The sequence below is a fragment of the Streptomyces vinaceus genome (assembly GCF_008704935.1).
GTDB lineage: Bacteria > Actinomycetota > Actinomycetes > Streptomycetales > Streptomycetaceae > Streptomyces > Streptomyces vinaceus.
In genome coordinates, this window is sequence record NZ_CP023692.1 from 1,496,474 (window position 1) to 1,522,028 (window position 25,555).

The 25,555-nt window shown below is 72.5% G+C and carries 24 protein-coding genes and 1 pseudogene; 9 read left to right on the forward strand and 16 right to left on the reverse strand.

Annotated features, from left to right (window positions below; translation table 11 throughout):
* Positions 1-2: 2 nt before the first annotated feature.
* The 9 genes and pseudogenes from CP980_RS06670 to CP980_RS06710 form a co-directional block, all read right to left on the reverse strand.
* Complete coding sequence (locus CP980_RS06670; protein WP_030858240.1) at positions 3-746, reverse strand: amino acid ABC transporter ATP-binding protein; 744 nt, start codon at positions 744-746, stop codon at positions 3-5.
* 107 nt (positions 747-853) lie between these two features.
* The gene (locus CP980_RS06675) at positions 854-1,294 is read right to left on the reverse strand and encodes a DUF6278 family protein (protein WP_132759390.1); all 441 of its coding nucleotides are present in this window, start codon (positions 1,292-1,294) and stop codon (positions 854-856) included.
* A 128-nt stretch (positions 1,295-1,422) separates the two neighbouring features.
* Positions 1,423-2,208 (reverse strand): exodeoxyribonuclease III, encoded by a 786-nt coding sequence (locus tag CP980_RS06680; protein WP_132759389.1) that lies wholly within the window; start codon positions 2,206-2,208, stop codon positions 1,423-1,425.
* A 30-nt stretch (positions 2,209-2,238) separates the two neighbouring features.
* Positions 2,239-2,871, reverse strand: coding sequence for an MBL fold metallo-hydrolase (locus CP980_RS06685; RefSeq protein WP_123511876.1), 633 nt, complete (start codon positions 2,869-2,871; stop codon positions 2,239-2,241).
* 17 nt (positions 2,872-2,888) lie between these two features.
* Positions 2,889-3,476 (reverse strand): hypothetical protein, encoded by a 588-nt coding sequence (locus CP980_RS06690; RefSeq protein ID WP_132759388.1) that lies wholly within the window; start codon positions 3,474-3,476, stop codon positions 2,889-2,891.
* 149 nt (positions 3,477-3,625) lie between these two features.
* Positions 3,626-4,801: pseudogene (locus CP980_RS06695) on the reverse strand (ROK family glucokinase); the annotation flags it as partial.
* Between the two features lie 16 nt (positions 4,802-4,817).
* Positions 4,818-5,696 (reverse strand): ATP-binding cassette domain-containing protein, encoded by an 879-nt coding sequence (locus CP980_RS06700; RefSeq protein ID WP_132759387.1) that lies wholly within the window; start codon positions 5,694-5,696, stop codon positions 4,818-4,820.
* The gene (locus CP980_RS06705; RefSeq protein WP_132759386.1) at positions 5,666-6,697 is read right to left on the reverse strand and encodes an ABC transporter permease; all 1,032 of its coding nucleotides are present in this window, start codon (positions 6,695-6,697) and stop codon (positions 5,666-5,668) included. The genes CP980_RS06700 and CP980_RS06705 overlap by 31 nt, the downstream gene beginning before the upstream one ends.
* The gene (locus tag CP980_RS06710) at positions 6,694-7,704 is read right to left on the reverse strand and encodes a sugar ABC transporter substrate-binding protein (RefSeq protein WP_132759385.1); all 1,011 of its coding nucleotides are present in this window, start codon (positions 7,702-7,704) and stop codon (positions 6,694-6,696) included. Before CP980_RS06710 ends, CP980_RS06705 begins: the two co-directional genes overlap by 4 nt.
* 190 nt (positions 7,705-7,894) lie before the next feature.
* Between CP980_RS06710 and CP980_RS06715 the strand changes: the two genes are divergently transcribed.
* Positions 7,895-8,899 (forward strand): Gfo/Idh/MocA family protein, encoded by a 1,005-nt coding sequence (locus tag CP980_RS06715; RefSeq protein ID WP_150493008.1) that lies wholly within the window; start codon positions 7,895-7,897, stop codon positions 8,897-8,899.
* A gap of 150 nt (positions 8,900-9,049) precedes the next feature.
* Here CP980_RS06715 and CP980_RS06720 read toward each other — a convergent pair whose 3' ends face one another.
* Positions 9,050-9,670: a dihydrofolate reductase family protein gene (locus CP980_RS06720; RefSeq protein ID WP_132759383.1), complete on the reverse strand. Its 621-nt coding sequence runs from the start codon at positions 9,668-9,670 to the stop codon at positions 9,050-9,052.
* 213 nt (positions 9,671-9,883) lie between these two features.
* On the opposite strand from CP980_RS06720, the gene CP980_RS06725 reads away from it, so the two are divergent.
* Complete coding sequence (locus tag CP980_RS06725) at positions 9,884-10,624, forward strand: 3-oxoacyl-ACP reductase family protein (protein ID WP_150493010.1); 741 nt, start codon at positions 9,884-9,886, stop codon at positions 10,622-10,624.
* 142 nt (positions 10,625-10,766) lie between these two features.
* Here the strand turns inward: CP980_RS06725 and alc are convergent, their stop codons facing one another.
* Both alc and allB read right to left on the reverse strand, forming a co-directional pair.
* Positions 10,767-11,885: an allantoicase gene (alc, locus tag CP980_RS06730; RefSeq protein WP_150493012.1), complete on the reverse strand. Its 1,119-nt coding sequence runs from the start codon at positions 11,883-11,885 to the stop codon at positions 10,767-10,769.
* Between the two features lie 3 nt (positions 11,886-11,888).
* The gene (gene allB, locus CP980_RS06735) at positions 11,889-13,229 is read right to left on the reverse strand and encodes an allantoinase AllB (RefSeq protein WP_132759380.1); all 1,341 of its coding nucleotides are present in this window, start codon (positions 13,227-13,229) and stop codon (positions 11,889-11,891) included.
* A 328-nt stretch (positions 13,230-13,557) separates the two neighbouring features.
* On the opposite strand from allB, the gene CP980_RS06740 reads away from it, so the two are divergent.
* Positions 13,558-14,361 (forward strand): IclR family transcriptional regulator, encoded by an 804-nt coding sequence (locus CP980_RS06740; RefSeq protein WP_099888848.1) that lies wholly within the window; start codon positions 13,558-13,560, stop codon positions 14,359-14,361.
* Between the two features lie 69 nt (positions 14,362-14,430).
* Here CP980_RS06740 and CP980_RS06745 read toward each other — a convergent pair whose 3' ends face one another.
* Together CP980_RS06745 and CP980_RS06750 are read right to left on the reverse strand one after the other, a co-directional pair.
* The gene (locus tag CP980_RS06745) at positions 14,431-15,135 is read right to left on the reverse strand and encodes an ABC transporter ATP-binding protein (protein WP_099888849.1); all 705 of its coding nucleotides are present in this window, start codon (positions 15,133-15,135) and stop codon (positions 14,431-14,433) included.
* Positions 15,132-16,220, reverse strand: coding sequence for an ABC transporter permease (locus tag CP980_RS06750; protein ID WP_132759378.1), 1,089 nt, complete (start codon positions 16,218-16,220; stop codon positions 15,132-15,134). Before CP980_RS06750 ends, CP980_RS06745 begins: the two co-directional genes overlap by 4 nt.
* A 134-nt stretch (positions 16,221-16,354) precedes the next feature.
* On the opposite strand from CP980_RS06750, the gene CP980_RS06755 reads away from it, so the two are divergent.
* Complete coding sequence (locus tag CP980_RS06755; protein ID WP_150493014.1) at positions 16,355-17,554, forward strand: sensor histidine kinase; 1,200 nt, start codon at positions 16,355-16,357, stop codon at positions 17,552-17,554.
* The gene (locus CP980_RS06760; RefSeq protein ID WP_150493016.1) at positions 17,554-18,183 is read left to right on the forward strand and encodes a response regulator; all 630 of its coding nucleotides are present in this window, start codon (positions 17,554-17,556) and stop codon (positions 18,181-18,183) included. Before CP980_RS06755 ends, CP980_RS06760 begins: the two co-directional genes overlap by 1 nt.
* A gap of 23 nt (positions 18,184-18,206) precedes the next feature.
* Here the strand turns inward: CP980_RS06760 and yczR are convergent, their stop codons facing one another.
* Positions 18,207-19,694 (reverse strand): MocR-like transcription factor YczR, encoded by a 1,488-nt coding sequence (gene yczR, locus CP980_RS06765; protein ID WP_132759375.1) that lies wholly within the window; start codon positions 19,692-19,694, stop codon positions 18,207-18,209.
* A 244-nt stretch (positions 19,695-19,938) separates the two neighbouring features.
* Here yczR and CP980_RS06770 point away from each other — a divergent pair, with 244 nt between their 5' ends.
* The 3 genes from CP980_RS06770 to CP980_RS06780 all read left to right on the forward strand — a co-directional run bounded on the left by CP980_RS06770 (position 19,939) and on the right by CP980_RS06780 (position 23,936).
* Complete coding sequence (locus CP980_RS06770; RefSeq protein WP_150493018.1) at positions 19,939-20,562, forward strand: nucleotidyltransferase family protein; 624 nt, start codon at positions 19,939-19,941, stop codon at positions 20,560-20,562.
* Between the two features lie 272 nt (positions 20,563-20,834).
* On the forward strand, positions 20,835-22,463 hold the full coding sequence (aceB, locus tag CP980_RS06775) for a malate synthase A (RefSeq protein ID WP_150493020.1): 1,629 nt from the start codon (positions 20,835-20,837) through the stop codon (positions 22,461-22,463).
* Positions 22,464-22,745: 282 nt separating this feature from the next.
* Positions 22,746-23,936: a GDSL-type esterase/lipase family protein gene (locus CP980_RS06780; RefSeq protein WP_373312768.1), complete on the forward strand. Its 1,191-nt coding sequence runs from the start codon at positions 22,746-22,748 to the stop codon at positions 23,934-23,936.
* Between the two features lie 79 nt (positions 23,937-24,015).
* Here the strand turns inward: CP980_RS06780 and CP980_RS06785 are convergent, their stop codons facing one another.
* Positions 24,016-24,612 carry a TetR/AcrR family transcriptional regulator gene (locus tag CP980_RS06785; protein ID WP_150493024.1) on the reverse strand — a complete coding sequence of 199 codons (597 nt, stop codon included), beginning with the start codon at positions 24,610-24,612 and terminating at the stop codon, positions 24,016-24,018.
* A gap of 112 nt (positions 24,613-24,724) precedes the next feature.
* On the opposite strand from CP980_RS06785, the gene CP980_RS06790 reads away from it, so the two are divergent.
* On the forward strand, positions 24,725-25,534 hold the full coding sequence (locus CP980_RS06790) for an SDR family NAD(P)-dependent oxidoreductase (RefSeq protein WP_150493026.1): 810 nt from the start codon (positions 24,725-24,727) through the stop codon (positions 25,532-25,534).
* Positions 25,535-25,555 lie beyond the last annotated feature (21 nt).

Genomic DNA, 25,555 nt, shown 5'->3' on the forward strand with positions numbered 1-25,555 from the left:
CCTCAGTGCTTGAGGATCTTGGAGAGGAAGTCCCTGGCCCGCTCGCTCTCCGGGGCGGTGAAGAACTCCTCCGGCGTGCGGTCCTCGACGATCCTGCCGTCGGCCATGAACACGACGCGGTTGGCGGCGGAACGGGCGAAGCCCATCTCGTGGGTGACCACGACCATGGTCATGCCGTCGGCGGCGAGTTGGCGCATGACCTCCAGCACCTCGTTGATCATCTCCGGGTCGAGGGCGGAGGTGGGCTCGTCGAAGAGCAGCGCCTTGGGGTTCATCGCCAGGGCCCGGGCGATGGCGACGCGCTGCTGCTGGCCGCCGGAGAGCTGGGCGGGGTACTTCGGAGCCTGGTCGGCGAGGCCGACGCGGCCGAGCAGCTCCCGGGAGCGCTTGTCCGCCTCGTCCTTCTTGCGCTTCCTGACCTTGACCTGGGCGAGCGAGACGTTGGCGAGGACGGTCTTGTGCGCGAAGAGGTTGAAGGACTGGAAGACCATGCCCACGTCGGCGCGCAGGGCCGCCAGCTCCTTCCCCTCGTCGGGCAGCGGCTTGCCGTCGAGCCGGATCGTGCCCGACTCGATGGTCTCCAGGCGGTTGATGGTCCGGCACAGGGTCGACTTCCCGGAGCCCGACGGGCCGATGATCACCACCACCTCCCCGCGGCCGACGGTGAGGTTGATGTCCTGGAGCACGTGCAACGCCCCGTAGTGCTTGTTGACGTCCCGCAGCTCGATCAACGGATCGACGGCCATACGCTGCCCTGCCCACCTGTCGGAGTGTCGAGGTCAGCGCAAACTATCCAGCGACGGAAGGGCACTTCGCCTCGACACGCCTAAAGGTGACATAAAGCTCAAACAGGTCAGCCTTCGGAGGCTTCGGCGTACGCCTGGGAGAGCTCCGGGGAGCCGGTCATCGCCCAGGACACCCCCGACTCCACCACGTTCAGCTCGCGGCCCGAGGCCAGGCGGATCACCGGCTGGCCGTTGGGCCAGACCTGCCAGGCGGAGCCCAGCTTGGTCCGGATGATCACCGTGCCGAGGTAGAAGCCCGCGTCGTTGCCGAGCCAGGGCACGACCTCGGGGTCCCGCCGCCAGCGGGGCATCAGCTGGTCGAGGGCCTCCAACGAGGCCGGACTCTCGTCGAGTTCCAGCCCGGCCGCGCGCGCGTGGACGCGCAGCACCTCGCACTCCGAGAACAACTCGTTGACGCCCTCGGGGTCGTCCGCGAGGGCGGCCGCGAGCCCCGCACCCCGTTCCGTTTCGTGCCGGTTCAGCCAGTGGTCCAGGAAGGGGATGTTCATACCGACCAGCGTGGCACCGGGATCCCGCGCTGGCCACAGGGCGCGCGGGATCCGTCCGGCGGGCCGGGGCCAGGCCGTGACTTTCGGATCACGGCGGGCCCGGGGCGCCCTGATCCGAAAGACACGACCTAGGCGTCCAGCGCGAGGTCGACGACCACCGGGGCGTGGTCCGAGGCACCCTTGCCCTTGCGCTCCTCACGGTCGACGTACGCATCGGTGACGGCCTTCGCGAAGGGCTCGTTCCCGTAGACCAGGTCGATGCGCATGCCCCGGTTCTTGGGGAAGGCGAGCTGACGATAGTCCCAGTACGTGTACGGCCGGTCGTACTTGAGGGGGCGCGGCACCACGTCGGAGAGCCCGGCGCCGCGCAGCGCCTCCAGGGCGGCGCGCTCGGCGGGGGTCACATGGGTCAGGCCCGCGAAGACCGCCGGGTCGTACACGTCCTCGTCGGTCGGGGCCACGTTGTAGTCGCCGAGGACCGCGAACGGGCGCGGGCCGGCCGCGTCTTCGGCGACGGCGGCGGTCAGCGCCCGGAACCAGTCCAGCTTGTAGCCGTAGTGGTCGTGCTCGACCTCCCGCCCGTTCGGCACGTACACCGACCACAGGCGGACCCCGCCGCAGGTGGCGGAGATCGCCCGGGGCTCCTCGACGCCCTCGTACTCGGGGCCGCCGGGCAGGCCCCGGACCACGTCCTCCAGGCCGACCTTGGAGATCAGGGCCACCCCGTTCCACCTGCCGGTGGCGTTGACGGCCGCCTCGTAGCCCAGCTCGCGCAGCTGCTCGTACGGGAACTGCGCCTCGGAGCACTTGGTCTCCTGGACGCACACGACATCGGTGCCGGAGCTCTCCAGCCAGGCCAGCAGCCGGGGCAGCCGGGCGGTGATCGAGTTGACGTTGAACGTGGCGATACGCATGCCGTCCAACCTACCGCCCGGCACCGACAGTCACAGCTGGGCGGCCTCGCCGGCGGCGAGGCGCCCGTGGTCGGTGCCGCCCAGGGCCGCCAGGGCGCCGTCGTAGATCGGCCGGGCGATGTCCGAGAGGTAGGCGTCGTGGATGTCGATGGCCCGGCGCGGCTTGACCTCGCGCAGGTAGTCGATCACCTCGGCGACCTTGTTCCAGGGCGCGTGCACCGGGAGCATCAAGGTGTCCACGGGCACCTCGGGCACCGTCAGCGCGTCTCCCGGGTGGAAGAGCGAACCCTCCACGAGGTAGCCGACATTGGTGACCCGCGGGATGTCCGGGTGGATCACCGCGTGCAGCTCTCCGTGGACCTGGACCTCGAAGCCGGCGGCGCTGAAGGCGTCCCCGTGGCCGACGGTGTGCACCCGGCCCGGATAGGCGGGGGCCAGCCGCTCCGCGACGCTGCGCAGCGTCCAGAGCGCGGCCGCCGGGTTGGCGTCGAGGGCCGCGCGCAGCCGGCCCTCCTCGAAGTGGTCGGGGTGCTCGTGCGTGACGAGCAGGGCGTCCGCCCCGAGCCCGGCGTCGGGCTCGCTGAAGGCGCCCGGGTCGATGACGAGCACGCGCCCGTCCTTCTCCAGTTGGACACAGGAGTGCAGCCGCTTGGTGAGCTTCATGGCAGCAGGCTAGCCACCTACGGGGTCGCCGTTGACACCACGTAGACCCTCGGCTTGGCCGGGTCGGTGAGGTCGACGGTGACGTCCCGGGTGGGGCGCGGGTTCGGCTGCTCCAAGGTGGTGCCGTACCAGGCGTTGTCCGGGCCCCAGCTCCACCCCGCGACGGCGGCGTCGTGCGGGCTGATGGAGACCTCGCGGGTCAGTTCTGCCCGGCTGGTGCCGAGGTCGGCGAGGAAGGAGTCCAGGTCGGCGGGGGTGACCGCGAACTGCACGTACAGCCGGCTGGTGCGCCAGTTGTTGGTCTCCAGGAACCCGACCCGCCAGGCCTTCGGCGGGATCGGCACCTCGTAGATGCTGCGCTGCACCTTGGAGGGCCAGCCGGGCCGCACCTTGGTCGCGCCGACCTTGGAGGCCTTGTCCCGGCCGCTCTCGCGGCTCTGCTGGGCGGATACGGCGAGGTAGCCGGCGGGCACGCCGACCAGCAGCAGGATGATGATCGCGGTGATCCAGCGGCGCCGGACGACGTGCCGCCGGTCCTCGGCCGGGGGCGGGGCGCCGCCCTCGTCGGGGGCGGAGGCCTGGCGGGGTACGGAGGGCGGTGTCACCGCGGGCCCCCGTCCTCGGTCCCGGCGGGCTTCGCGTCCGCCGCCCCGGCCGCCCCGGCCCCGGTCTCCGCCGTCTCGGTCTCGGCGGGCCCGACGGGCTCGATCTCGGCGGGCCTGGGGTCGGCGGGCTTGGGGTCGGCGGGCTTCGTCTCCTCGGCCCGGAGGCCGGCGGCCTTGCGCTCCAGGGTGGCCGGGGTGTCGATCAGGCCCCACTGCGCGTAGCGCTCGTACCGCTCCACGCGCCGGCGCGTGGCGCGGCGGAAGCGGCGGGCGACGAGCCGGGCCAGGTCGGCGGCACCGACCATGCCGGCCTCGGGGCCCAGCTGGGCCTTGGCGATCCGGGCCTCGGGGCGGTAGCCGCGCCCGGTGAGGTGGCGCCGGAAGGCGTCCCGGGCGGGCCCGATCAGCAGGTCGTCGGCGGCGCTGACGCCTCCGCCGATGACGAAGCAGGAGGGGTCGAGGGCGGCGGCGAGGTTGGCGATGCCGACGCCGAGCCACTGGCCGATGTCGTCCAGGAGCTCGACGCACATGGCGTCGCCCTCCCGGGCCAGCTCGGTGATGAGCGGCCCGGTGATCTCCGAGACGTTGCCGCCGACCCGGGCGATGATCTCGTGCGCGACGGGCGAGTCGGCGGCCGCCAGCTCGCGGGCCTCGCGGACCAGGGCGTTGCCGGAGCTGTACTGCTCCCAGCAGCCGCGGTTGCCGCAGGGGCAGCGGTGCCCGCCGGGTACGACCTGCATGTGGCCGAACTCGCCGGCCACCCCGAAGCGGCCGCGCTTGACCTGGCCGCCTTCGAGGATCGCGCCGCCGATGCCGGTACCCAGCGTGATCATGACCAGGTGGTCCTCGCCGCGGCCGGCGCCGAAGCGCCACTCCGCCCAGGCGGCGGTGTTGGCGTCGTTGTCCACCATGACCGGGACGGCGAGCCGGGACTGGAGCGCGTCGCGCAGCGGCTCGTCGCGCCAGGCCAGGTGGGGTGCGAAGAGCACCCGGGAGCGGTCGGCGTCGACCCAGCCGGCCGCGCCGATGCCCACGGCGTGGACGTCGTGCCGGTCGGACAGGTCGAGGACCAGCTCGACGATGGTGTCCTCGACGACCTTGGGGCTCTTGGACTTGTCGGGGGTCTCGGTGCGGATCTTCTCCAGGATGATCCCGTCGGCGTCGACGACGCCGGCCATCACCTTGGTGCCGCCGATGTCGATGCCTACGGTCGGGACGCGCGGGGCGGTCAGGTGCGACCGGCGCTCACGGGTCCCGATGGTCCGCAGGACGGTGCCTCGCGCCGCCCCCCGGTGGGCGAGCGCAAAGTCCCGGTACGTGCTCATCGAGTCGTGTCGTCCCTCAGGGTGCGGTGGTGCCGGACGCGGTGTCTGCTGCTCCGGACGGATGGTCCGGTCCCGATTCTGCCACCCGCTCCAGTTCGTGGCTCAGCTCGTCCAGCTCGGAGCCGCCCGCCATCTGCCGGGTGAGCTCGTCCAGGGTGATCGAGTCGCGGGTGTGGCTGCCGGCCATTGTGCCGCGCTTGAGCAGGACGAACCGGTCGCCGACCAGGTGGGCGTGGTGCGGGTTGTGGGTGATCAGGACCACGCCGAGGCCGGCGTCACGGGCCGCGGCGACGTACTTGAGGACCACGCCGGACTGTTTGACGCCGAGGGCGGCGGTCGGCTCGTCGAGGACGAGGACCTTGGCCCCGAAGTAGACGGCGCGGGCGATGGCCACGCACTGCCGCTCGCCGCCCGACAGGGTGCCGATCGGCTGGTCGACGTCGCGCAGGTCGATGCCCATGCGCAGCAGCTCGGCCCGCGTGGTCTTCCGCATGAACTCCACGTCGAGGCGGCGCAGGGGGCCGCGGCCCTTGGTGGGCTCGGAGCCGAGGAAGAAGTTCCGCCAGACGGGCATGAGGGGGACGACCGCCAGGTCCTGGTAGACGGTGGCGATGCCGTGGTCGAGGGCGGCGCGCGGGTTGGCGAGCACGGTCTCCTCGCCCTCGATCTCGAAGCTGCCGGCGTCGTGCCGGTGCAGGCCCGCGATGATCTTGATGAGGGTGGACTTGCCGGCTCCGTTGTCGCCCAGCACGCAGGTGATCTCGCCGGCGTGCACCTCCAGGGAGACCCCCTGGAGCGCGCGGATGTTGCCGTAGTACTTGCTGACGTCGGTCAGCTTCACCAGGGCTGCGGTCTTGTCGGTGGTCACTTCGCCTCCGCCCGCTTGCGGACCCATGCGTTGAGCAGTGTCGCCAGCAGGAGCATCGCGCCGAGGAAGAACTTGAACCAGTCCGGGTTCCACTGGGCGTACACGATGCCGTTGCTGGTCATGCCGAAGATGAAGGCTCCGACGGCCGAGCCGATCGCGGAGCCGTAGCCGCCGGTCATCAGGCAGCCGCCGATGACGGCCGCGATGATGTAGAGGAACTCGTTGCCGACGCCCTCGCCCGACTGGACCACGTCGAACGAGAAGAGGATGTGCTGGCCGGAGATCCAGGCGCACAGGGCGACGCCCATGTAGAGGCCGATCCGGGTCTTGACCACGGGGACGCCGGTCGCGCGTGCCGCGTCCGCCCCGCCGCCGACCGCGAAGATCCAGTTGCCGGCGCGGGTGCGCAGCAGGATCCAGGTGGCGACGGCCACCAGGGCCAGCCACCACAGGATGGTGACCTTGAGCGTGACGGAGCCGACGTTCCACTGCGAGGCGAAGAGCGCGCGGGCGGAGGAGAAGCCCTCCATGTCGGCGATGGTCTTCGTCGAGACGGAGCCGCTGATCAGCTTGGTGAAGCCGAGGTTCAGGCCCGTCAGCATCAGGAAGGTGCCGAGCGTGATGATGAAGCTGGGCAGCTTGGTACGGGTCAGCATGAACCCGTTGAAGAAGCCGATGGCCAGGGTGACCAGCAGGGACACCCCGACGCCCACCCACACGTTGGCGGTCATCTGGTAGCTGAACATCGAGCTGACCAGCGCCGAGGTGGTGACCATGACGCCGGCGGAGAGGTCGAACTCGCCGCCGATCATCAGCAGGGCCACCGGGCAGGCCATGATCCCGATGGTGGAGGCCGAGTACAGGATCGTGCTGAGGCTGGAGGCCTGCAGGAAGCTCGGCGCCGCGAAGGAGAAGAAGACGAAGACGGCGGCCGCGCCGACGACCGCGCCGAGCTCGGGGCGGCCGAGCAGTTTGCGGACCAGGGAGGTGGGGGCGAGCCGTTCGTCGACGGCCGTGGCCGTGCTCATCGGCTGCCCCGCTTGATGAACTCCTCCAGCTTGCCTGCCTCGTCGGCCGTGACGATCTGCGGTCCGGTGAGCACCGGGCGGCCGCCGCCGAGCACGTCCGCGTTGTAGCGGTACAGCCAGAGCAGGTCGATGGCCTCGTAGCCCTGGAGGTAGGGCTGCTGGTCGACGGCGAAGCCGAGGGCGCCGGACTTGAGGTCGCGGGCGACGGACTCGTTGAGGTCGAAGGTGTCGACCTCGGCCTTGCTGCCGGCCGCGTCCTTCGCCTTGACCGCCGTCGGGGCGAAGGGGGCGCCGAGGGTGACGATCGCGTCGACGGACGGATCGGCCTGGAGCTTCGCCTGGATGGCCGCCTGGACGGAGGGCATGTTGGTGCCCTCGACGTACAGGTTCTCCATGACCCCGCCGAAGGTCTTCTTCGCCCCGGCGCAGCGCTGCTCGTGGCCGACGTTGCCCTGCTCGTGCAGGACGCAGACCGCCTTCTTCTTCCCGCGCTTGGTCAGCTCGCTGCCGACCGCCTCGCCGGCGATCTGCTCGTCCTGGCCGATGTGGGTGAGGGCCCCGTACTCGGCGGACTGGGCGGATCCGGAGTTGACCGTGATCACCGGGATGCCGGCCTTGACCGCCTTGGCGATGACGTCCTTGAGCGCCTCGGGCTTGGCCAGGCTCACCACGATCCCGTCGACCTTCTGGTCGATGGCGTTCTGCACGAACTGGGCCTGCTGCTGGGCCTGGTCGTCGTGGGCGTAGACGAAGTTGATGTTGTCCTTGGCCGCGGCCTCCTTGGCGCCCTTCTGGACGATGTCCCAGAAGGTGTCGCCGTCGCCCGCGTGCGTGACCATCGCGAAGGTCCAGCGCGGGGTGGACACGGCGGGCCGGCCCGCCTGGGCCGCCTTCGCCCGCTCCTCGGCGCGCTTGCCGCCCGTGCTGCTGCAGCCCACGAGGGAGGCTCCCAGTACCGCCGCGAGCACGGCGCCCACGACGCGTACCCCTGTCCGAACCCTAGCCACGTCTGCGTGCCCTTCCCTCGTCCTGCGTTGTGTGCGGTCCGCTGCTGCCAAAGCGGTCATTACGGTTCCAGCCGCTCAGTATCCGCCACAGTGGACCATGTGCGGTCATCGGGTCCTTCGAGCCCATCTGGGCCATACGGGTACTGTCGGGCGGATTGACAGCCCCCGGTGAGGGGGTCAGGTTGATTGCATGCGCATCGGGGTGATCGGAACGGGCCGGATCGGCTCCTTCCACGCGGCGGCGCTGGCCCGCCACCCGGACGCCGGCTCGCTGCTGCTCGCCGACGCCGATCCCGCGCGGGCGGCGCGCCTCGCCGACCGGCTGGGCGCCACCGCGGCGCCGACGGTGGAGCAGGTCTTCACCTGGGGCGTGGACGCCCTGGTCGTGGCCTGCGCCACCGACGGGCACGCCGAGCTGGTCCTGCGCGCCGTCCGCGGCGGGCTGCCGGTCTTCTGCGAGAAGCCCCTGGCCACCGATCTGGCCCGCACGCTGGCCGTGCTGCGCGAGGTGACCGCCGCGGACGCGGTGCTCCAGCTGGGCTTCATGCGCCGCTTCGACGCGGGCTGCCGCACCGCGCGGGAGCTGGTGCGCTCCGGGGCCCTGGGCCGGCTGCACACCGTACGGACGATGACCGCCGATCCGGCCCCGCCGCCCGCCGCGTACCTGGCGACGTCCGGGGGCCTGTACCGGGACTGCCTGGTGCACGACTTCGACATGGTCCGCTGGGTGACCGGGCACGAGGTGGTCGAGGTGTACGCGACGGGCTCCGACGCGGGTCCGCCCGTCTTCCGGGAGCTCGGCGACGTGGACACCGCCTCGGCCGTCCTCACCCTGGACGACGGGACCCTGGCGACCTGTACGGGCACCCGGTGCAACGGCGCCGGGTACGACGTGCGGATGGAGCTGGCCGGGGAGCTCGACCAGGTCTCCTCCGGGCTGGACGACCGTACGCCGATCGCCTCGACCGAACCGCACGGCCCGCCCCCGGCGAGCAAGCCCTGGGCGGGGTTCCTGGAGCGCTTCGGTCCCGCGTACGAGGCGGAGCTGGCCGCCTTCGTCCGGCTGGTGCGCGGTGAGGGACCCAACCCGTGCGACGGCCGGGAGGCGCTGGCCGCGCTGCGGATCGCGGAGGCGTGCGAGGTGTCGCGGCGGGAGCGGCGTACGGTCCGGATGACGGAGCTCCCGGACCTGTGACGGCTCCCCCGGCGACCCGGGCCGGGACCGCGGCCGGGGCCGGGACCGGGGCCGATGTCCGTGTCCGGTGGTGGCATGCGGTCACACTAATGCGACCGCCTGGAAGTGGAACCGGCGATTTCCGGTCACGCGTTCCGTACTTCCGCCGGATCAGCCGAAGGCGGCGAAGGTGGCGCGGCCGGTCGGGCGGTAGGTGAGGATGGCGGCCCCGTTCGGCGTCGTGCGCGAGGCGACCAGCTCGTAGGCCGTCGGCAGCCCGCCCGTCGGGAACAGCCGCCGCCCGGCGCCCAGGGCGACGGGGTACACCTCCAGGTTCAGCTCGTCCACGAGGTCCCGCGCGAGCAGCCACTGGGCCAACTGCCCGCTGCCGTGCACCTGGAGCTCCCGGTGCTCCTCCAGCCCGTCCTTGATCCGCACGATCTCGCTCTGCAACTGCTCCCCGTCGATGACGGTGGTCCCCGCCCAGGCGGGGTTCCTGAGCGTGGTCGAGGCCACGTACTTCGGCAGGCCGTTGAGCCGGCTCGCGATCGGGTCGGTGGGCTCGGTCCTCTTCGGCCAGTAGCCGGCGAAGATGTCGTACGTGCGGCGCCCGAGCAGGAAGGCCCCGGCCCGGTCGAACAGCTCGGTGGTGAACGCGTGGACGCCCTCGTCGTGGAACGGGGTCAGCCAGCCGCCGTACTCGAACCCGCCGGCGGGGTCCTCGTCGGGCCCGCCGGGGGCCTGCATCACGCCGTCGAGGGTCACGAAGGTGGTCAGGGTCAGCTTGCCCATGGCTCTGCGCTCCTTGCGTCCGGTGTCCCGTGCACGGGTTCCGCCCGTACGGGTTCCCCCTGTACGGGTTCAGACTCCCGGCCACCCCCGGACTCATCGGCGCGGCGCGCACGAACGCGAGGTCCGATTCCCGCCAGCGCCCGCCCTCCTCCCCCTATCTCATTGAAAGCACAACGAGTTCTCGGACCATCCGTGCGATCGAAGGAGAAGAGCATGAGCACCCACGACGCGGTGGTGGCCCTGGTGACCGGCGGCAGCCGGGGCATCGGGGCGGCCACGGCCCTGCGGCTGGCGCAGGACGGCGCCGATGTCGCGCTCACGTACGCCAGCGGCGAGCGGGACGCTGCCGAGGTCGTCGGCGCGATCGAGGCGCTCGGCCGGCGGGCCCTGGCCGTACGGGCCGACGTGGGCGACCCGGCGCAGGCGGTCGCCGCCGTGGAGGAGACCGTACGGGGCCTGGGGCGGATCGACGCCCTCGTGAACAACGCGGGGATCGGCGTACTCGGCCCCCTGGAGGCCCTCACCCTGGCCGATGTGGACCGGGTGCTGGCGGTCAACGTGCGCGGGGTGTTCCTGACCACCCAGGCCGCGGCGGCGCGGATGGGCTCCGGCGGCCGGATCGTCACGATCGGCAGCTGCATGGCCGCGCGGGTCCCCGGCCCCGGCGGCACCCTGTACGCGATGAGCAAGGCCGCGCTGACCGGCCTGAACAAGGCGCTGGCGCGGGAGCTCGGCGAGCGCGGCATCACCGCGAACCTCGTGCACCCGGGCCCGGTGGACACCGACATGAACCCGGCGGACGGCCCGTACGCCGCCGCCCAGAGCGCGCTGACGGCCCTCGGGCGCTTCGGCACCACGCGGGAGGTGGCGGGTCTGGTGTCCTTCCTCGCGGGACCGGACGCCACCTATGTGACGGGCGCCGAGTTCGCGGTGGACGGCGGCCACGCGGCGTAGCGCGTACCGGGGGGCACGGCGCGTACCGGGGTCGTCGCGCGTACCGGGACGCGCCGATGGGGCGCGCCGCCGTCGCGGTGCGCCCCATCGGGCCGTGCGCGCCCCGGGGGTGTCGGCCCCCGGGGCGGTCAGGGGGAGGGCGTCAGCCGCCCAGCTCCTGGTGGCGAGCGGTCAGCGCGGCCGCGCCGGCCTCCGTCAGCGAGCCGTACAGGCGCAGGCGGGAGAAGCCGCCGTCCGGGAAGATGTCGATCCGCACGTGGGTGCCGACCGCCGGGGTGTCCAGGACGAAGCGGTGGTTGGTGTCGGGCTGCAGGCGGGTGCGCGGCAGGAACTCCGTCCACTCGCCCTCCTCGCCCGTCTTGACGGACAGCGAGGCCCAGCCGGCCGAGTTGCCCTTGAGGTAGGCGGTGTCGATCTCGACGGCGCGGATCTCGGAGTCGGCCACCAGCTGGTAGCGGATCCAGTCGTTGCCGTTGTCGCGGCGGCGGGCGGTCTCCCAGCCGTCGTCCATCTTGCGGGAGCGGCCCGGGTTGATGGTGTTGGTCGGCGGGGAGTAGAAGCGGTTGGAGGCGTCCTGGACGGAGCCGCCGTTCTCCAGCGCGACCACGTCGAAGGAGCCGAGGGCCGCGAGCCACTTCGGGTCGGGCAGGACCTCGCCGTAGACGCGCAGGCGGGCGATGCCGCCGTCGGGGTGCTGGTTGACGCGCAGGTGCGTGAAGCGCTGCTCGGCGGTGACCTCGAAGCCGTTGGCCGCGTGGCCGCCGACCGGGGTGCGCGGGACGATGGTCGTCCACTTCACCGCGTCGCCCTGGAGCTCCTCCGGGGTCGGCGCGAGGGCGCCCTCCCAGTTGGTGGCCTCGACCGAGACGGCCTGCGGCATGTTGCCGCGGAAGTGGGCGGTGTCGACGACGATGCCGCGGATGACGCCGGGGGCGCCCAGGCGTACGAGGGCCCAGTCGTGGTCCTCGGGCGTCGGCCAGGGCCGGGTGGCCGAGACGCCGCGGCGGCGGCGGGTCTCCCAGCCGTCCATGACCTTGCCCTTGTGGCCGAAGTCCTCGGGGTCGAAGTGCGCGGCCTCGGAGATCAGCAGGTTCTCGCGCTGGGCGAAGAACTCGTCGTTGGCGGCGATGACACCGGCGCCCAGCTCACGGGCGGCCAGGTTCGCGTACTGGGTGAACGGGAAGTCCGCGGTGCGGTAGTCCGCGTACGGGTCGCCGCCCCCGTACGGGTTCGCGTTGCCGGTGAAGGATGCAATCGCCACTGGTCAGTTCTGCCTTTCGAGGAGGAGGCCCGTGGGCTCGGTCGGGGTGCCGTGGTCGGCGATCTGCGTACCGCGCAGCCAGGTGGACTTCACGACGCCGTGCAGGGTCTTGCCCGCGTACGCCGTGACCTGGTTGCGGTGGTGCAGTTCGGCCGGGACCACAGTGAACGTTTCTTCAGGGGCCAGGACGGCGAAGTCGGCGTCGCGGCCGGCCTCGATGGCCCCCTTCTGGGCGAGGCCCGCGAGCTTCGCCGGGGCCGCCGACATCCAGCGGACCACGTCCTCCAGGGTCCGGCCGCGGCGACGCGCCTCGGTCCAGATCGCCGGCAGGCCCAGCTGGAGGGAGGAGATGCCGCCCCAGGCGGTGGAGAAGTCGCTGGTCTTCAGGTCCGCCGTGGACGGGGAGTGGTCGGAGACGATGCAGTCGATGGTGCCGTCGGCGAGCGCGTCCCACAGGAGGTCCTGGTTGGCGGCCTCACGGATGGGCGGGCAGCACTTGAACTCGCTGGCGCCGTCCGGCACTTCCTCGGCCGTCAGGGTGAGGTAGTGCGGGCAGGACTCGACGGTGATCCTGACGCCCTCGGCCTTGGCGGCGGCGATCAGCGGCAGCGCGTCGGACGAGGACAGGTGCAATACGTGGACGCGCGCGTCCAGCCGCTTCGCCTGGGCGATCAGGTTGCCGATCGCGGTGTTCTCGGCGTCGCGCGGACGGGAGGCCAGGAAGTCGGCGTACTTGGGGCCGGGGACGACCGGGGCGGCGTCCAGGTGGTGCGGGTCCTCGGCGTGCACGATCATCAGGCCGCCGAAGCCGGTGATCTCGGCGAGGGAGGTGGCCAGCTGCTCCTGGTCGAGCTCGGGGAACTCGTCCACGCCGGAGGGCGACAGGAAGCACTTGAACCCGTAGACTCCGGCGTCGTGCAGCGGCGCCAGGTCCTTGACGTTGTCGGGCAGGGCGCCGCCCCAGAAGCCGACGTCCACGTGCGCCTTGGTACGGGCGACCTCCTGCTTGACGCGGAGGTTGTCGACCGTGGTGGTCGGCGGCAGGGAGTTCAGCGGCATGTCGAGGATGGTGGTGACGCCCCCGGCCGCGGCGGCGCGGGTGGCCGTCCAGAACCCCTCCCACTCGGTGCGGCCCGGGTCGTTCACGTGCACGTGGGTGTCGACCAGGCCGGGGAGCAGGACGTCGTCGCCGAAGTCCTCCAGCCGGGCGCCGGCCGGTACCTCGGCGTCGTGCGGCAGTACGGCGACGATCTTCCCGGCGGCGACGGCGACCGAAGCGGCGCGCGTCCCCCCGGGGGTGATGACGCGAGTCGAGCGCAGTACCAGTTCCACGTCGTCGGACACGCCGGAACCTCCCCATCTACTTCCACAGAGCGAAATTCAACGTTCTGTTGACGGAGTCTCGCCGCCGATCCGGGGCCAGTCAAGAGCCGCCGGACAGAGCACCGACACACCGGTGCCGCAATTGGATGTTTCCACAGGATGGAATTAAGATTTCACTATCCAGAATGTAGCTACCACCACCGGGGGGCGGGCGGGTAACTTCCGAGGACGTCCGCGACCCGGACAAACCCCATCTGACCGGCGGGGACGGCTTCGCCCCGGCTCTAGGGCCGACGCCGACCGACCGGTAGGCTGCTTCCTTGCCTGCCAGCACCGAAAGGACCGCGCCGTGCCGACGTCCAGCGCCAGCACCACCGACGCTTCCGCGAAGCCCACCGCCGCCAGCGGTGGCGTTCAGTCCCTTGAGCGCGCCTTCGATCTGCTTGAACGCATGGCCGACGCCGGGGGCGAGGTCGGCCTCAGCGAGCTCTCGACCGCCAGCGGTCTGCCGCTGCCCACCATCCACCGCCTCATGCGCACCCTCGTGGCATGCGGCTACGTCCGGCAGCAGCCCAACCGACGGTACTCCCTCGGCCCCCGCCTGATCCGCCTCGGCGAGTCCGCGTCGCGCCTCCTGGGGACCTGGGCCCGGCCCTACCTCGCCCGCCTGGTCGAGGAGACGGGCGAGACCGCCAACATGGCCCTGCTCGACGGGGACGAGATCGTCTACGTCGCCCAGGTGCCCTCCAAGCACTCCATGCGCATGTTCACCGAGGTCGGCCGCCGGGTGCTGCCGCACTCCACCGGCGTGGGCAAGGCGCTGCTCGCGTACACGCCCGCCGAGGAGGTGCGGGCGCTGCTGGCGCGCACCGGGATGCCCGCCGCGACGGAGAAGACCATCACCACTCCGGAGGGCTTCCTGGAGGCCCTGGAGCAGGTCCGCAAGACGGGCTACGCGGTCGACGACAACGAGCAGGAGATAGGAGTCCGCTGCCTGGCCGTGTCGGTGCCCAACTCGCCGACCGCCGCCGCGATCTCCATCTCGGGTCCGGCCGGCCGGGTGACCGAGGCCGTCGCCGAGTCCTTCGTGCCGATCCTGCAGAACGTCGCGGCCGAGCTGTCGGTGGCGCTGCAGAGCCAGAACCCCGCGTAGGTCCGGTCCGTACGCCAGGGCCCCGGCCCCTCGTCGGAGGGGCCGGGGCCCTGGCGTACGGACGGGCGCTCAGGCGGCCGGGACCCTCGCCGGCTCCTCCTGCGCCGTTTCCGTCAGGCGGCCGTCCGTCATCGTCGCCGTCCGGTCCATCCGCTCCAGGTGGGCGTGGTCGTGGGTGACGAGCACGGTCGCCGTGGAGCGCTCGCGGGTCAGGGTGACCAGCAGGTCGAGCACCGCGGCGCCGCGTTCGTGGTCCAGGGCGCTCGTGGGCTCGTCGACCAGGAGCACGGCCGGCTCGTTCATCAGGGCGCGCGCGATGTTGATCCGCTGGCGCTGGCCGCCGGAGAGCTGGTGGGGCCGCCGGTCGGCCTTGTCCGCCAGCCCGACCGCGTCCAGCAGGTCCAGCGCGCGGCGGCGCAGGGTCCGCGAGGGGCGGCCCGACAGGTGGGCCATCACCTGGAGCTGCTCGGCGGCGGTGAGCGAGGCCAGCAGGTTCGGCTGCTGGAAGACGATGCCGATCTTCTCCCGGCGCAGGGCCGACTTCTCGGCGGCGCTCAGCCGTGCGGTGTCCTGGCCGGCCACCACCACCTGCCCGGAGTCCGGGGTGACCAGGGTCGCGGCGACGGCCAGCAGGCTGGACTTGCCGGAGCCGGAGGGTCCGATCACCGCGGTCAGCGTGCCCGCGGGCACCTCCAGGCGGACCCGGTCCAGGGCGGTGAGCCGGCTCTCGCCGTCCGGGTAGGTGAGCGTGACGTCGTGCACGAGCAGGGTCATCGGGCGCTCCCGAGGGCGGTCAGGGGGTCGACGGCGGTGATCCGCCGGATGGACAGGGCCGCGCCCAGCGCGCCGAGCACGATCATGATCGCGGCGGGCGCCAGCACGGTCGCGGTGTCGAGGACGAAGGGCACGTCGCCCCCGCTGATGAGCGCGCCGAACCCGGCGGCGATGGCCGTACCGAGACCGGTGCCGATCGCGAGCATGACCACCGCCTGGCCGAGGGCGTCCTTCAGGAGGTACGGGGTGGAGGCTCCGAGCGCCTTCAGCACGGCGACGTCCCCGCTGCGCTGGATCGTCCAGACGGTGAAGAAGGCCCCTATGACCAGGGCGGAAATCGCGAAGAGGAAGCCGCGCATGAGCTGGAGCGAGCCGTTCTCGGCCTGGTAGGACCCTATGGCGCCGAGCGCCTCGTCGATCGTCTGCGCCTTCGTGCCGGCCGCCCGGTCTCCGGCGGCGAGGTCCGCCGGTCCGTCGGTGTCGAGCGCGATCACGGTGGCGAGGGTGTCGGCGGAGGTGCCGGGGTTGCCGATGCGCTGCCAGTCGCCCAGGTCCGTCCAGACGACCGGGGTGTGGCTGTAGGCGGCGGTGCCGGAGACGGCGGCGACGGCCAGCTCCAGCGGGCCGATCCTCAGCTTGCCGCCGGCCCTCAGCCCGCCGAGTTCCTTCGCCGCCTTCTCGCTCAGGACCACCCGCCCCGGGGTGAGGCCGGCGCCGCGCGGCGGCAGGGGGCCGGCCGGGTCGACGCCGAAGACGGAGACCGCGGCGGTACGGGCGCCGGCCACCGCGTTGGTGGTGCGGATGCCGAGGGGCTCGGCCGACGCCACCCCGGGCTGTGCGCGCCACGCCCGCCAGGCCGTCTCCGGCACCTGGGAGTTGGTGAAGGACACCTTCTGGTCCCCGGCGGGCGCGGCGAAGGCGAGGTGGTCGGCGGGCAGTCCGGTGACGGCCGAGACGTTCTCCCGGGCCAGGCCGGCGGTGAGCCCGGACAACAGGCCGACCAGCAGCGTGATCAGCAGTACGACCGAGCCCATGAGGGCGAAGCGGCCCTTGGCGAACCGTAGATCTCTCCATGCGACGAACATGTCCCCCACCCTGGTCTCCGGCGTGGGCACAGGGCATCGCGCCACGGTGGCGATCCTGGTATCGAAGGTCGCATCCGCACATCAAACTTTCGATTGACCGGGCGCCGTCCGCCCCCGCTTAGGCTGGTCGGGCCATGGCTGCCACTCCTCGCTCCCCCGCTCCGCGCCCCCTCACCCCCGTCTCGCGCGTGCTGCGCCTGTGCCTGCACGCGCTGGTGTGCGGGCTGCTCGCGCTGGCCGCCGGGCGGGCCGTCACCGACTCCGCGCCGCGCGCCGGCTGGGTGGTGGCCGCCTGCGCGGCGGTGGCCGCCGTGTACGCGGCGGGGGTGCGGGCCCCCGCGGTGCACCGTTCACCGCGGGCCGCGGCGGTGTGGCTGGCCGGGCTGGGCGCGGCCTGGACGGCGCTGCTGGTGGTCTCTCCCGACGGGCTGTGGATCGCCTTCCCGCTGTACTTCCTGGAGCTGCACCTACTGCGGCTGCGCTGGGGGATCACGGCCGTCGCGGTGACCGCGTGCGCGGCGATCGGCGGCTTCGTGGCGCACGCGGACGGCGGCGCCGTCTCGCCGGGTGCCTTCCTCGGCCCGCTGCTCGGCGGGGCCGTGGCGGTGGCGACCGTACTGGGCTACCAGGCGCTGTACCGCGAGAGCGAACGCCGTCGCGAGCTGATCGAGGAACTCATCGCCACCCGCGCCGAACTGGCCGCCGCCGAGCGCGACGCCGGGATCCTGGCGGAGCGCGAGCGCCTGGCCCGCGAGATCCACGACACCCTGGCCCAGGGCCTCTCCTCGATCCAGCTCCTGCTGCGCGCGGCGGAGCGCTCGCTCCCGCAGGACGCCCCGGCCCTGGAACACATCGGCGCGGCCCGGGGGGCGGCCCAGGAGAACCTCGCCGAGGCGCGCCGTTTCGTACGGGCGCTGACCCCGCCCGACCTGGAGCACGGGTCCCTCGCCGCCGCGCTGGAGCGGCTGTGCGCGGCCGCGCCCGGGCCGCGCGTGCGGTTCTGCCTGAGCGGCGCGCCCCGGGCCTTGCCCACCCCGTACGAGGTCGCCCTGCTCCGCATCGCGCAGTCGGCGCTGGCCAACGTGGTGCGCCACGCCCGCGCGGACCGCGCCGAGATCACCCTGACCTTCATGGACGCCTCGGTGACGCTGGACGTCGTGGACGACGGCACCGGCTTCGACCCCTCCTCGGCGCCCTCCGGCGAGGGCGGGTTCGGGCTGCCGGCCATGCGCTCGCGGGCCGAGACCCTCGGCGGCCTCTTCACGGTCGAGTCCTCCCCCGGCCAGGGCGCCGCCGTGGCCGTCACCCTGCCGCTGCCCCTGGAGGCCTCCTGATGACGATCCGCCTGCTGCTGGCCGACGACCACCCGGTGGTACGCGCCGGGCTGCGCGCGGTGCTGGACACCGAGCCGGACTTCGCGGTGGTCGCGGAGGCCGCCACCGCCGAGCGGGCGGTGGAGCTGGCCGCCTCCGAGCCGGTGGACGTGGTCCTGATGGACCTCCAGTTCGGTACGGGCATGCACGGCTCGGCGGCGACGGCGGCGATCACGGCCGCCGCAGGAGCACCCCGGGTCCTGGTCCTGACCACGTACGACACGGACGCGGACATCCTGGCCACGGTCGAGGCGGGGGCCTCGGGCTACCTGCTGAAGGACGCCCCGCCGGAGGAGCTGGCGGCGGCGGTCCGCACGGCGGCGGCCGGCCAGTCGGCCCTGGCCCCGGCGGTGGCGCTGCGCCTGATGGACCGGATGCGGACGCCGGCGCAGGCGCTGACCAAGCGGGAGCTGGAGGTGCTCCAGCTCGTCGCGGACGGCCTGTCGAACCAGCAGATCTCGAAGAAGCTCTTCCTGAGCCAGGCCACCGTCAAGTCCCACCTGGTCCACATCTACGCGAAGCTGGGCGTCGACTCCCGCACCTCGGCGGTGGCGGCGGCCACCTCGCGCCGCCTGATCCGCACGCAGTAGCCGGGCCCGGAAGACACCACCCCCTAGGCCACCCAGTGCGGCCGCTCCACCGCCGGTGCCAGCGGTACCCCGTCGTGGAAGGCGGCCGCGAGGCGGCGTACGGCCTCGTCCAGGCGGTCCGCGGCCAGCGTGTACGGAATGCGCAGCCGGTGCTCGAACGTCCCCGGATCGACCCCGAACCGCGCCCCCCTCCCGATGTGCACGCCGCAGGCGCCGGCCCGCTCCGCCAGCGCCGAGCTCACCGGCTCCCCCAGGTCCACCCACAGCGACAGCCCGCCCGGCCCCCGCTCCCAGGACCACTCCGGAGTGTGCCGCTCCAGCGCGGCGACCAGTGCCTCCCGCTGCTCCCGCAACCGGGCGAGCCGCGCCGGCAGGGTCCGTTCCAGCCCCTCCAGCAGCGGCTGCGCCACCAGCTGGTCGAGCACCGACCCCGTCATGTCGGCGGCCACCTTCACCGCCGCCAGCTCGGTGATCATCTTCGCGGTGGCCCGGACCCACCCGACCCGCAGCCCGCCCCAGTGCGTCTTGCTGAGCGAGCCGATCGTCACCACGTGCTCCGCCCCGCCGCGCGGCGCCAGTGAGGCCAGCGGCGCCGGCGCCGGTACGTCCAGGGCGATGTCGGCGATGGTCTCGTCGACCACCAGCCACGTCCCGGTCCGCCGCGTCGCCGCGAGGAGCCGCAGCCGCTGCTCCTGCGGCATCAGCAGGCCCGTCGGATTGTGGAAGTCCGGGATCACGTACGCCAGCCTCGGCACGGTCTGGCGCAGCGTGGACTCGGCTATCTCCATGTCCCAGCCCGCATCGGACACCGCGATCGACCCGGTGCGCAGCCGGGAGTGGCGCAGGGCGTCGAGGGCGTTCGCGTACGTGGGGCTCTCGGTGACCACCCGGTCCCCCGGCCCGCACAGCAGGCTCACGACCAGCGAGAACGCCTGCTGGGCCCCGGCCGTGACCAGGATCTGCTCGGGGCGGGTCGCGAGCCCGCGCCGGGTGAACCGCTCGGCGACGGCGCTGCGCAGGTCGGGCAGTCCGAAGGGGTGGTAGCCGGGGCTACGGGCGAGCCCGGGCAGCCGGGGCGCGGCCCAGGCGAGCGCCTCGGTCAGGCTGTCCTCGGGGGCGCCGAGGGCGGCGATGGCCAGGTCGATCCCGGGTTCCCCGTCGGGCAGGTACCCGCCGGAGCCGGCCAGCAGGTGGGCGCCGACCGGGCCGTGGCCCTCGGGGAGCTCGGTCCAGGTGCCGGAGCCGCGCCGGCTGCGGACGTAGCCGCTCTCGCGCAGCAGGTCGTAGGCCCCGGTGACGGTGGCCCGGCTGGCGCCGAGCGCCTCGGCGAGCTCGCGCTCGGCGGGCAGCCGTACGTGCAGGGCGATCCGGCCGTCCAGGATCAGCTTCCGCACGGCGTCGGCGAGGGACCGGTAGCCGGGGCGGGCCCGCACCTCGGAGGGGAGCAGCGCCGCGAGCTGGCGACTGCCGAGGACTCTGTCCGCCGTCTGGACCACTCGCCCGTTTGCCATGCCAACCTCCCCTGATTGGCTCTGCCGACCAGACCAATCGAGGTCCACACTCGCGGTATTGGCCCCCGATTGGCAAGGAGAGCCCCGTGGACACCCGGCTGACCGACCGAGACGAACGCGCCTTCGCGGCGGCGAGGGAGAACCGGATCTCCGAGCCGCTGCGCCTGGGGCCCGCGCTGGCCGCCGTACGACGTCTCCTGGCGCGCCGCCCGCCCGCCGCACCACAGGCGCGAGAATCGCTGACATGTCATCCACCACGCATTCCACAGACGCGACCGCGAGCCCGGTGATCGCGGGCCTGCTCCTCGCCGCCGGGGGCGGCCGCCGCCTGGGGGGCCGCCCCAAGGCGCTGCTCCCGTACCGCGGCCGCCCGCTGGTCGAGAACGCCGTACGGGTGCTGCGCGAGGCGGGCTGCGGGCCGGTCCACGTGGTGCTCGGCGCCGCCGCGGCCGAGGTCCGCGAGCGGGCGGACCTCAGCGGCTGCGTGGTCGTGGACAACCCCGACTGGGCGCAGGGCATGGGCTCGTCCCTGCGCGTCGGCCTCGCCTCGCTCGCCGGTACGGGCGCCGGCGCGGCCCTCGTCTCGCTGGTGGACCAGCCGGGGATCGGGCCCGCGGCCGTGGCCCGGGTCCTGGCGGCGTACCGCTCCCCGGCGAGTCTGGCGGCGGCGTCGTACGGCGGGGAGCGCGGGCATCCGGTGCTCTTCGGCGCCGACCGCTGGGCGGACATCGCGGCGACGGCGACCGGGGACAAGGGCGCGCGGGTGCACCTGACAGATCACGCCGACGAGCTCACGCTGGTGGAGTGCGGGGACATCGCCGAGCCCTTCGACATCGACACCCCGCCCGACCTGGCACGACTGGCTTGAGCGGCGGCCGCGGGGCGGTTGAGCGGGCAGTGACGACGATGGCACTGAGGGCCACCGGGGGCCCGAATGTGTCGACTCAGAGAATCTCGACATCAACAAACCATTGAACTTCCACCATAAGGAAATTACTATCCACTGGTCAGAAGCGCCCTGAACCCCCAGACGGCGCCCGCGACCGTATCCCGGAACTCTCCACCCCGGCGGCACTGCGTGCCGTCCTGCGCGAGCATTCCCCGCGGCCGCCAGGCACCGCCGCTGAAGGAGTGACAGATATGTCCGCACCAGCGCCGTCATCGCTGGCCATCGTCGACGCCGAGCCCCTGCCCCGGCAGGACGAAGTCCTGACCGAGGCGGCCCTCGCGTTCGTGGCCGAGCTCCACCGGCGGTTCACGCCCCGCCGCGACGAACTCCTCGCCCGCCGCGCCGAGCGCCGCGCCGAAATCGCCCGCACCTCCCACCTCGACTTCCTCCCGGACACCGCACAGGTCCGCGAGGGCGACTGGAAGGTCGCGCCGGCGCCGGCCGCGCTGAACGACCGCCGTGTGGAGATCACCGGTCCGACCGACCGCAAGATGACCGTCAACGCCCTGAACTCGGGCGCCAAGGTCTGGCTCGCCGACTTCGAGGACGCCTCGGCCCCCACCTGGGAAAACGTCGTCCTCGGCCAGCTCAACCTGATCGACGCCTACGAGCGCCGCATCGACTTCACCGACCCGCGCACGGGCAAGTCGTACGCCCTGAAGCCGGCCGAACAGCTGGCGACCGTCGTGATGCGCCCGCGCGGCTGGCACCTGGAGGAGCGTCACCTCCAGGTCGAGGGGCGCCCGGTCGCCGGCGCGCTGGTCGACTTCGGCCTGTACTTCTTCCACAACGCCAAGCGGCTCATCGAGCTCGGCAAGGGCCCGTACTTCTACCTGCCGAAGACGGAGTCGCACCTGGAGGCGCGCCTCTGGAACGAGATCTTCGTCTTCTCGCAGGACTACGTCGGCATCCCGCAGGGCACGGTCCGCGCGACCGTCCTGATCGAGACCATCACGGCCGCGTACGAGATGGAGGAGATCCTCTACGAGCTGCGCGACCACGCGGCGGGCCTGAACGCCGGCCGCTGGGACTACCTGTTCTCGATCGTGAAGAACTTCCGTGACGGTGGCGAGAAGTTCGTCCTCCCGGACCGCAACGCGGTGACGATGACGGCCCCGTTCATGCGGGCGTACACCGAACTCCTGGTCCGCACCTGCCACAAGCGCGGGGCGCACGCCATCGGCGGCATGGCGGCCTTCATCCCGTCCCGCAAGGACGCCGAGGCCAACCGGATCGCGTTCGAGAAGGTCAAGGCCGACAAGGACCGCGAGGCGGGCGACGGCTTCGACGGCTCGTGGGTGGCCCACCCCGACCTGGTCCCGATCGCGATGGCCTCCTTCGACGCGGTCCTCGGCGAGAAGCCGAACCAGAAGGACCGGCTGCGCGAGGACGTCTCCGTCGCCCCCGGCGAGCTCATCGCGATCGACTCCCTCGACGCGAAGCCGACGTACGAGGGCCTGCGCAACGCGGTCCAGGTCGGCATCCGCTACATCGAGGCCTGGCTGCGCGGCCTGGGCGCGGTCGGCATCTTCGGCCTGATGGAGGACGCGGCCACCGCCGAGATCTCCCGCTCCCAGATCTGGCAGTGGATCAACGCCGGTGTCGTCTTCGAGCACGAGGGCGCGCCCGTGCGGGCCACCGCCGACCTCGCCCGCGAGATCGCCGCCGGCGAACTGGCGGCGATCCGCGCCGAGATCGGCGAGGAGGCCTTCGCGGCCGGGAAGTGGCAGCAGGCCCACGACCTCCTCCTCCAGGTCTCCCTGGACGCGGACTACGCGGACTTCCTGACCCTCCCGGCCTACGACCAACTGGTCGGCTGACGCCCACCGTCGGCTGACCCGCACAGCAGCCGAACCCCCCCTCCGCCCCCCAGGCCCCCGGCCTGGGGGGCGGAGGCGCGTCCGGAACCCGGCCACGGAAGCGGAACTTGACGGCCCGACCGATCGATCGGTTGTTACTTCATCGTAACTTTCCTGTACCTAGCGGTAACAACGCGCGCCGTGTCACCTTTCCGATGCCACCGGCCGGCGGTACCCCCACTTTCCCAGCCATGCACCGGAGTTCTCTTCGGCATTGCCATGGCCGACCGCAGGAGTTCCGCCGTGATCGGATTCCGCACCGCCAGCAAGGACCGGGCCCGTAGTCGAGTGCGACGGCTCGCCGGGGCCGGGATGGTTCTGCCGCTCGCCGTCAGCGCTCTGGTCGCCGGCTCCGCCGGGACCTCCGCGGCCAGTCCCGGGACCGGGCCCACCGCCGTGGTCTCCATGGGCGACAGCTACATCTCCGGCGAGGCCGGCCGCTGGAAGGGCAACAGCCTGACCAACAGCGGGAACCGGACCGGGACGGACCGCGCCTGGGTCTCCGGGAGCACCTACGACCCCGCCAAGGTGTACGGGAGCACCGCCGGAGGGTGCCACCGCTCCGACTCCGCCGAGGTCAAGAGCGCCGGGGCGATCGCCGACGTGGCCGTGAACCTGGCCTGCTCCGGGGCGGTTTCCGAGAACGTCTTCCGCGCCTCCAACGGCGGCGTCGCCTTCAAGGGCGAGGCCCCGCAGGCCGATCAGCTCGCCGCGGTGGCCCGCGCGAACGACGTCAAGGTCATCGCGCTGTCCATCGGCGGCAACGACCTCGGCTTCGCCGACATCATCAAGGACTGCGCCCTCGACTTCGCCCTGTGGGGCTCGTACTGCTACGACGACCAGCAGTACGGGGTCGACGAGAAGATGGACGGGGTGATGGCGAACGTCGGCAAGTCCCTCGACGAGATCCGCGCCGTGATGCGGAGCGCCGGCTACACCGACTCCTCGTACCGGATCGTCCTGCAGTCCTACCCGTCGCCGATCCCGCGCGGCGCCGAGAACCGGTACACGCAGAGCGACTGGAGCCGCCTCAACACCGGCGGCTGCCCGTTCTGGAACCGGGACTCGGACTGGGCGCGCGATTCGCTCGTGCCGCAGATCGCCGGACGGCTCAAGGCAGTTGCCGCTGCCAAGGGCGTGCAGTTCCTGGACCTGCGGGACATGATGCAGGGCCGCGAGGTGTGCGCGAAGACCAGCAAGCAGGTCAGCAGCTCGGCCCCCGCGTCGGCGAAGACGAGCGAGTGGGCGCGCTGGATCGACAGCAGCGAGACGCAGGGGCTGGTCCAGGAGTCCATGCACCCGAACTACTTCGGCCAGCTGGCGGTCGGGCGCTGCCTGAACCTCGCCGTCGCCCAGCCCGCGAACTCCGCATCCAGCTGCAAGAACACCGCCGGAGCGGACCACACGGGGATGTTCCTGACGCCCGCCCCCTGAGCACCGGTACGCGCCTTCCGGATCCGGGGCGCCCGCGGAGACCTCCGCGGGCGCCCTTTCCCGTCCCCGCCGAGCGCGGTCAGCCCCGTACGGCGGCCAGTGCCTCGTCGTACAGGGCCGCCAGGTCGGCGCCGCCGCCGCTGCGGACCCAGGCCTCGGTGGCGGCGTCCACACAGGCGAACACGGTGGCGGTGACGGCCGCGGCGCGCACCTGCGGGACCGGGCCCTCCCCGGCCGGCATCCGGGCCGTGACGGCGGGCTGGACCATCTCCTGCCAGCGCAGCCGCTTCTGCGTGTAGCGGGCGCGCAGTGGCGGAGTGGCGAAGATCAGCGTCGTGATCTCCAGCAGCTGACCGGGGTCGCCGTGCACCTCCATGAGCACCTCGAATCCGGCCCGCAGCGCCTCCCACGGGGTGGCGGCGGCGGGCTGGGCCTCCACCGTCCTGCGCAGCAGCTCGCCGAGCTCCTCCTGCTCGCCGCAGACGATGTCCTCCTTGGTACCGAAGTACCGGAAGAGCGACCGCTGGGAGATCCCCGCCTCCTTGGCGATCTGCGCGATGGTCGTGGCCTCGTACCCCTGCTCGGCGAAGAGCCTCATGGCCGTGTCGAAGATGCTCGCCACCACGGCCTGCCGGGAGCGGTCCCACAGGCTCGGCTGCGTTGCGGTTGTCCCCATCGGGCCAGCATATAGGCGGACCGCCTGTCTGACTCCAGCTGTCCGCTTGGCAGTGACTGCCAAGCAGGCATACAGTGATGCCAGACGTTGTCATCCATGGGCAGGAGCCACTGTGAACGCGGTCGACTACCGAGGCAGGACCACCCTGATCACCGGCGCGAGCTCGGGCCTGGGCGCCGAGTTCGCGCGCCAGCTCGCCGCGCGGGGATCCGACCTCGTGCTCGTCGCCCGCCGGGAGGACCGCCTGAAGGCGCTCGCCGGCCAGCTGGCGGCGGCGCACGGCGTCCAGGTCGAGCCGGTCGCCATGGACCTGTCCGTCGAGGGGTGCGGGGAGCTGCTGGCCGCCGAGGTCGAACGGCGCGGGATCACGGTCTCCAGCGTCATCAACAACGCCGGCTTCGGCACGTACGGGCGCTTCCACACGGAGGAGCCGCAGCGGCTGCGCCAGGAGGTGGCCCTCGACGTGATGGCCGTCGTCGACATCAGCCGCGCCTTCATCGGCCCGCTGCGCGGGCGCGGCGACGGCGTGCTGGTCAACGTGGCCAGCGTGGCCGGCTACCAGCCCGTCCCGAACATGGCCGTCTACGGCGCCAGCAAGGCCTTCGTCCTCAGCTTCACGGAGGCCCTGTGGCAGGAGTCCCAGGGCACCGGCCTGCGGGTCATGGCACTGTCGCCCGGCGCGACGAAGACGGAGTTCTTCGACGTCGTCGGCACGGAGGACGCCGCTAGCGGCACCAGGATGCAGAGCTCCGAGGAGGTCGTGCGCACCGCGCTGAAGGCCCTGGACCGGCGCAACCCGCCGCCGAGCGTGATCTCCGGAGCCATGAACCGCGCCATGGCCTTCAGCGGACGCCTCGCGAGCCGCCGCACGGTCGTACGGATGGTGGACCGGATGTCCTCGCCGCGGCGGGCCACCGTGTAGCGCGAGGGCGGCGGCGCCCGG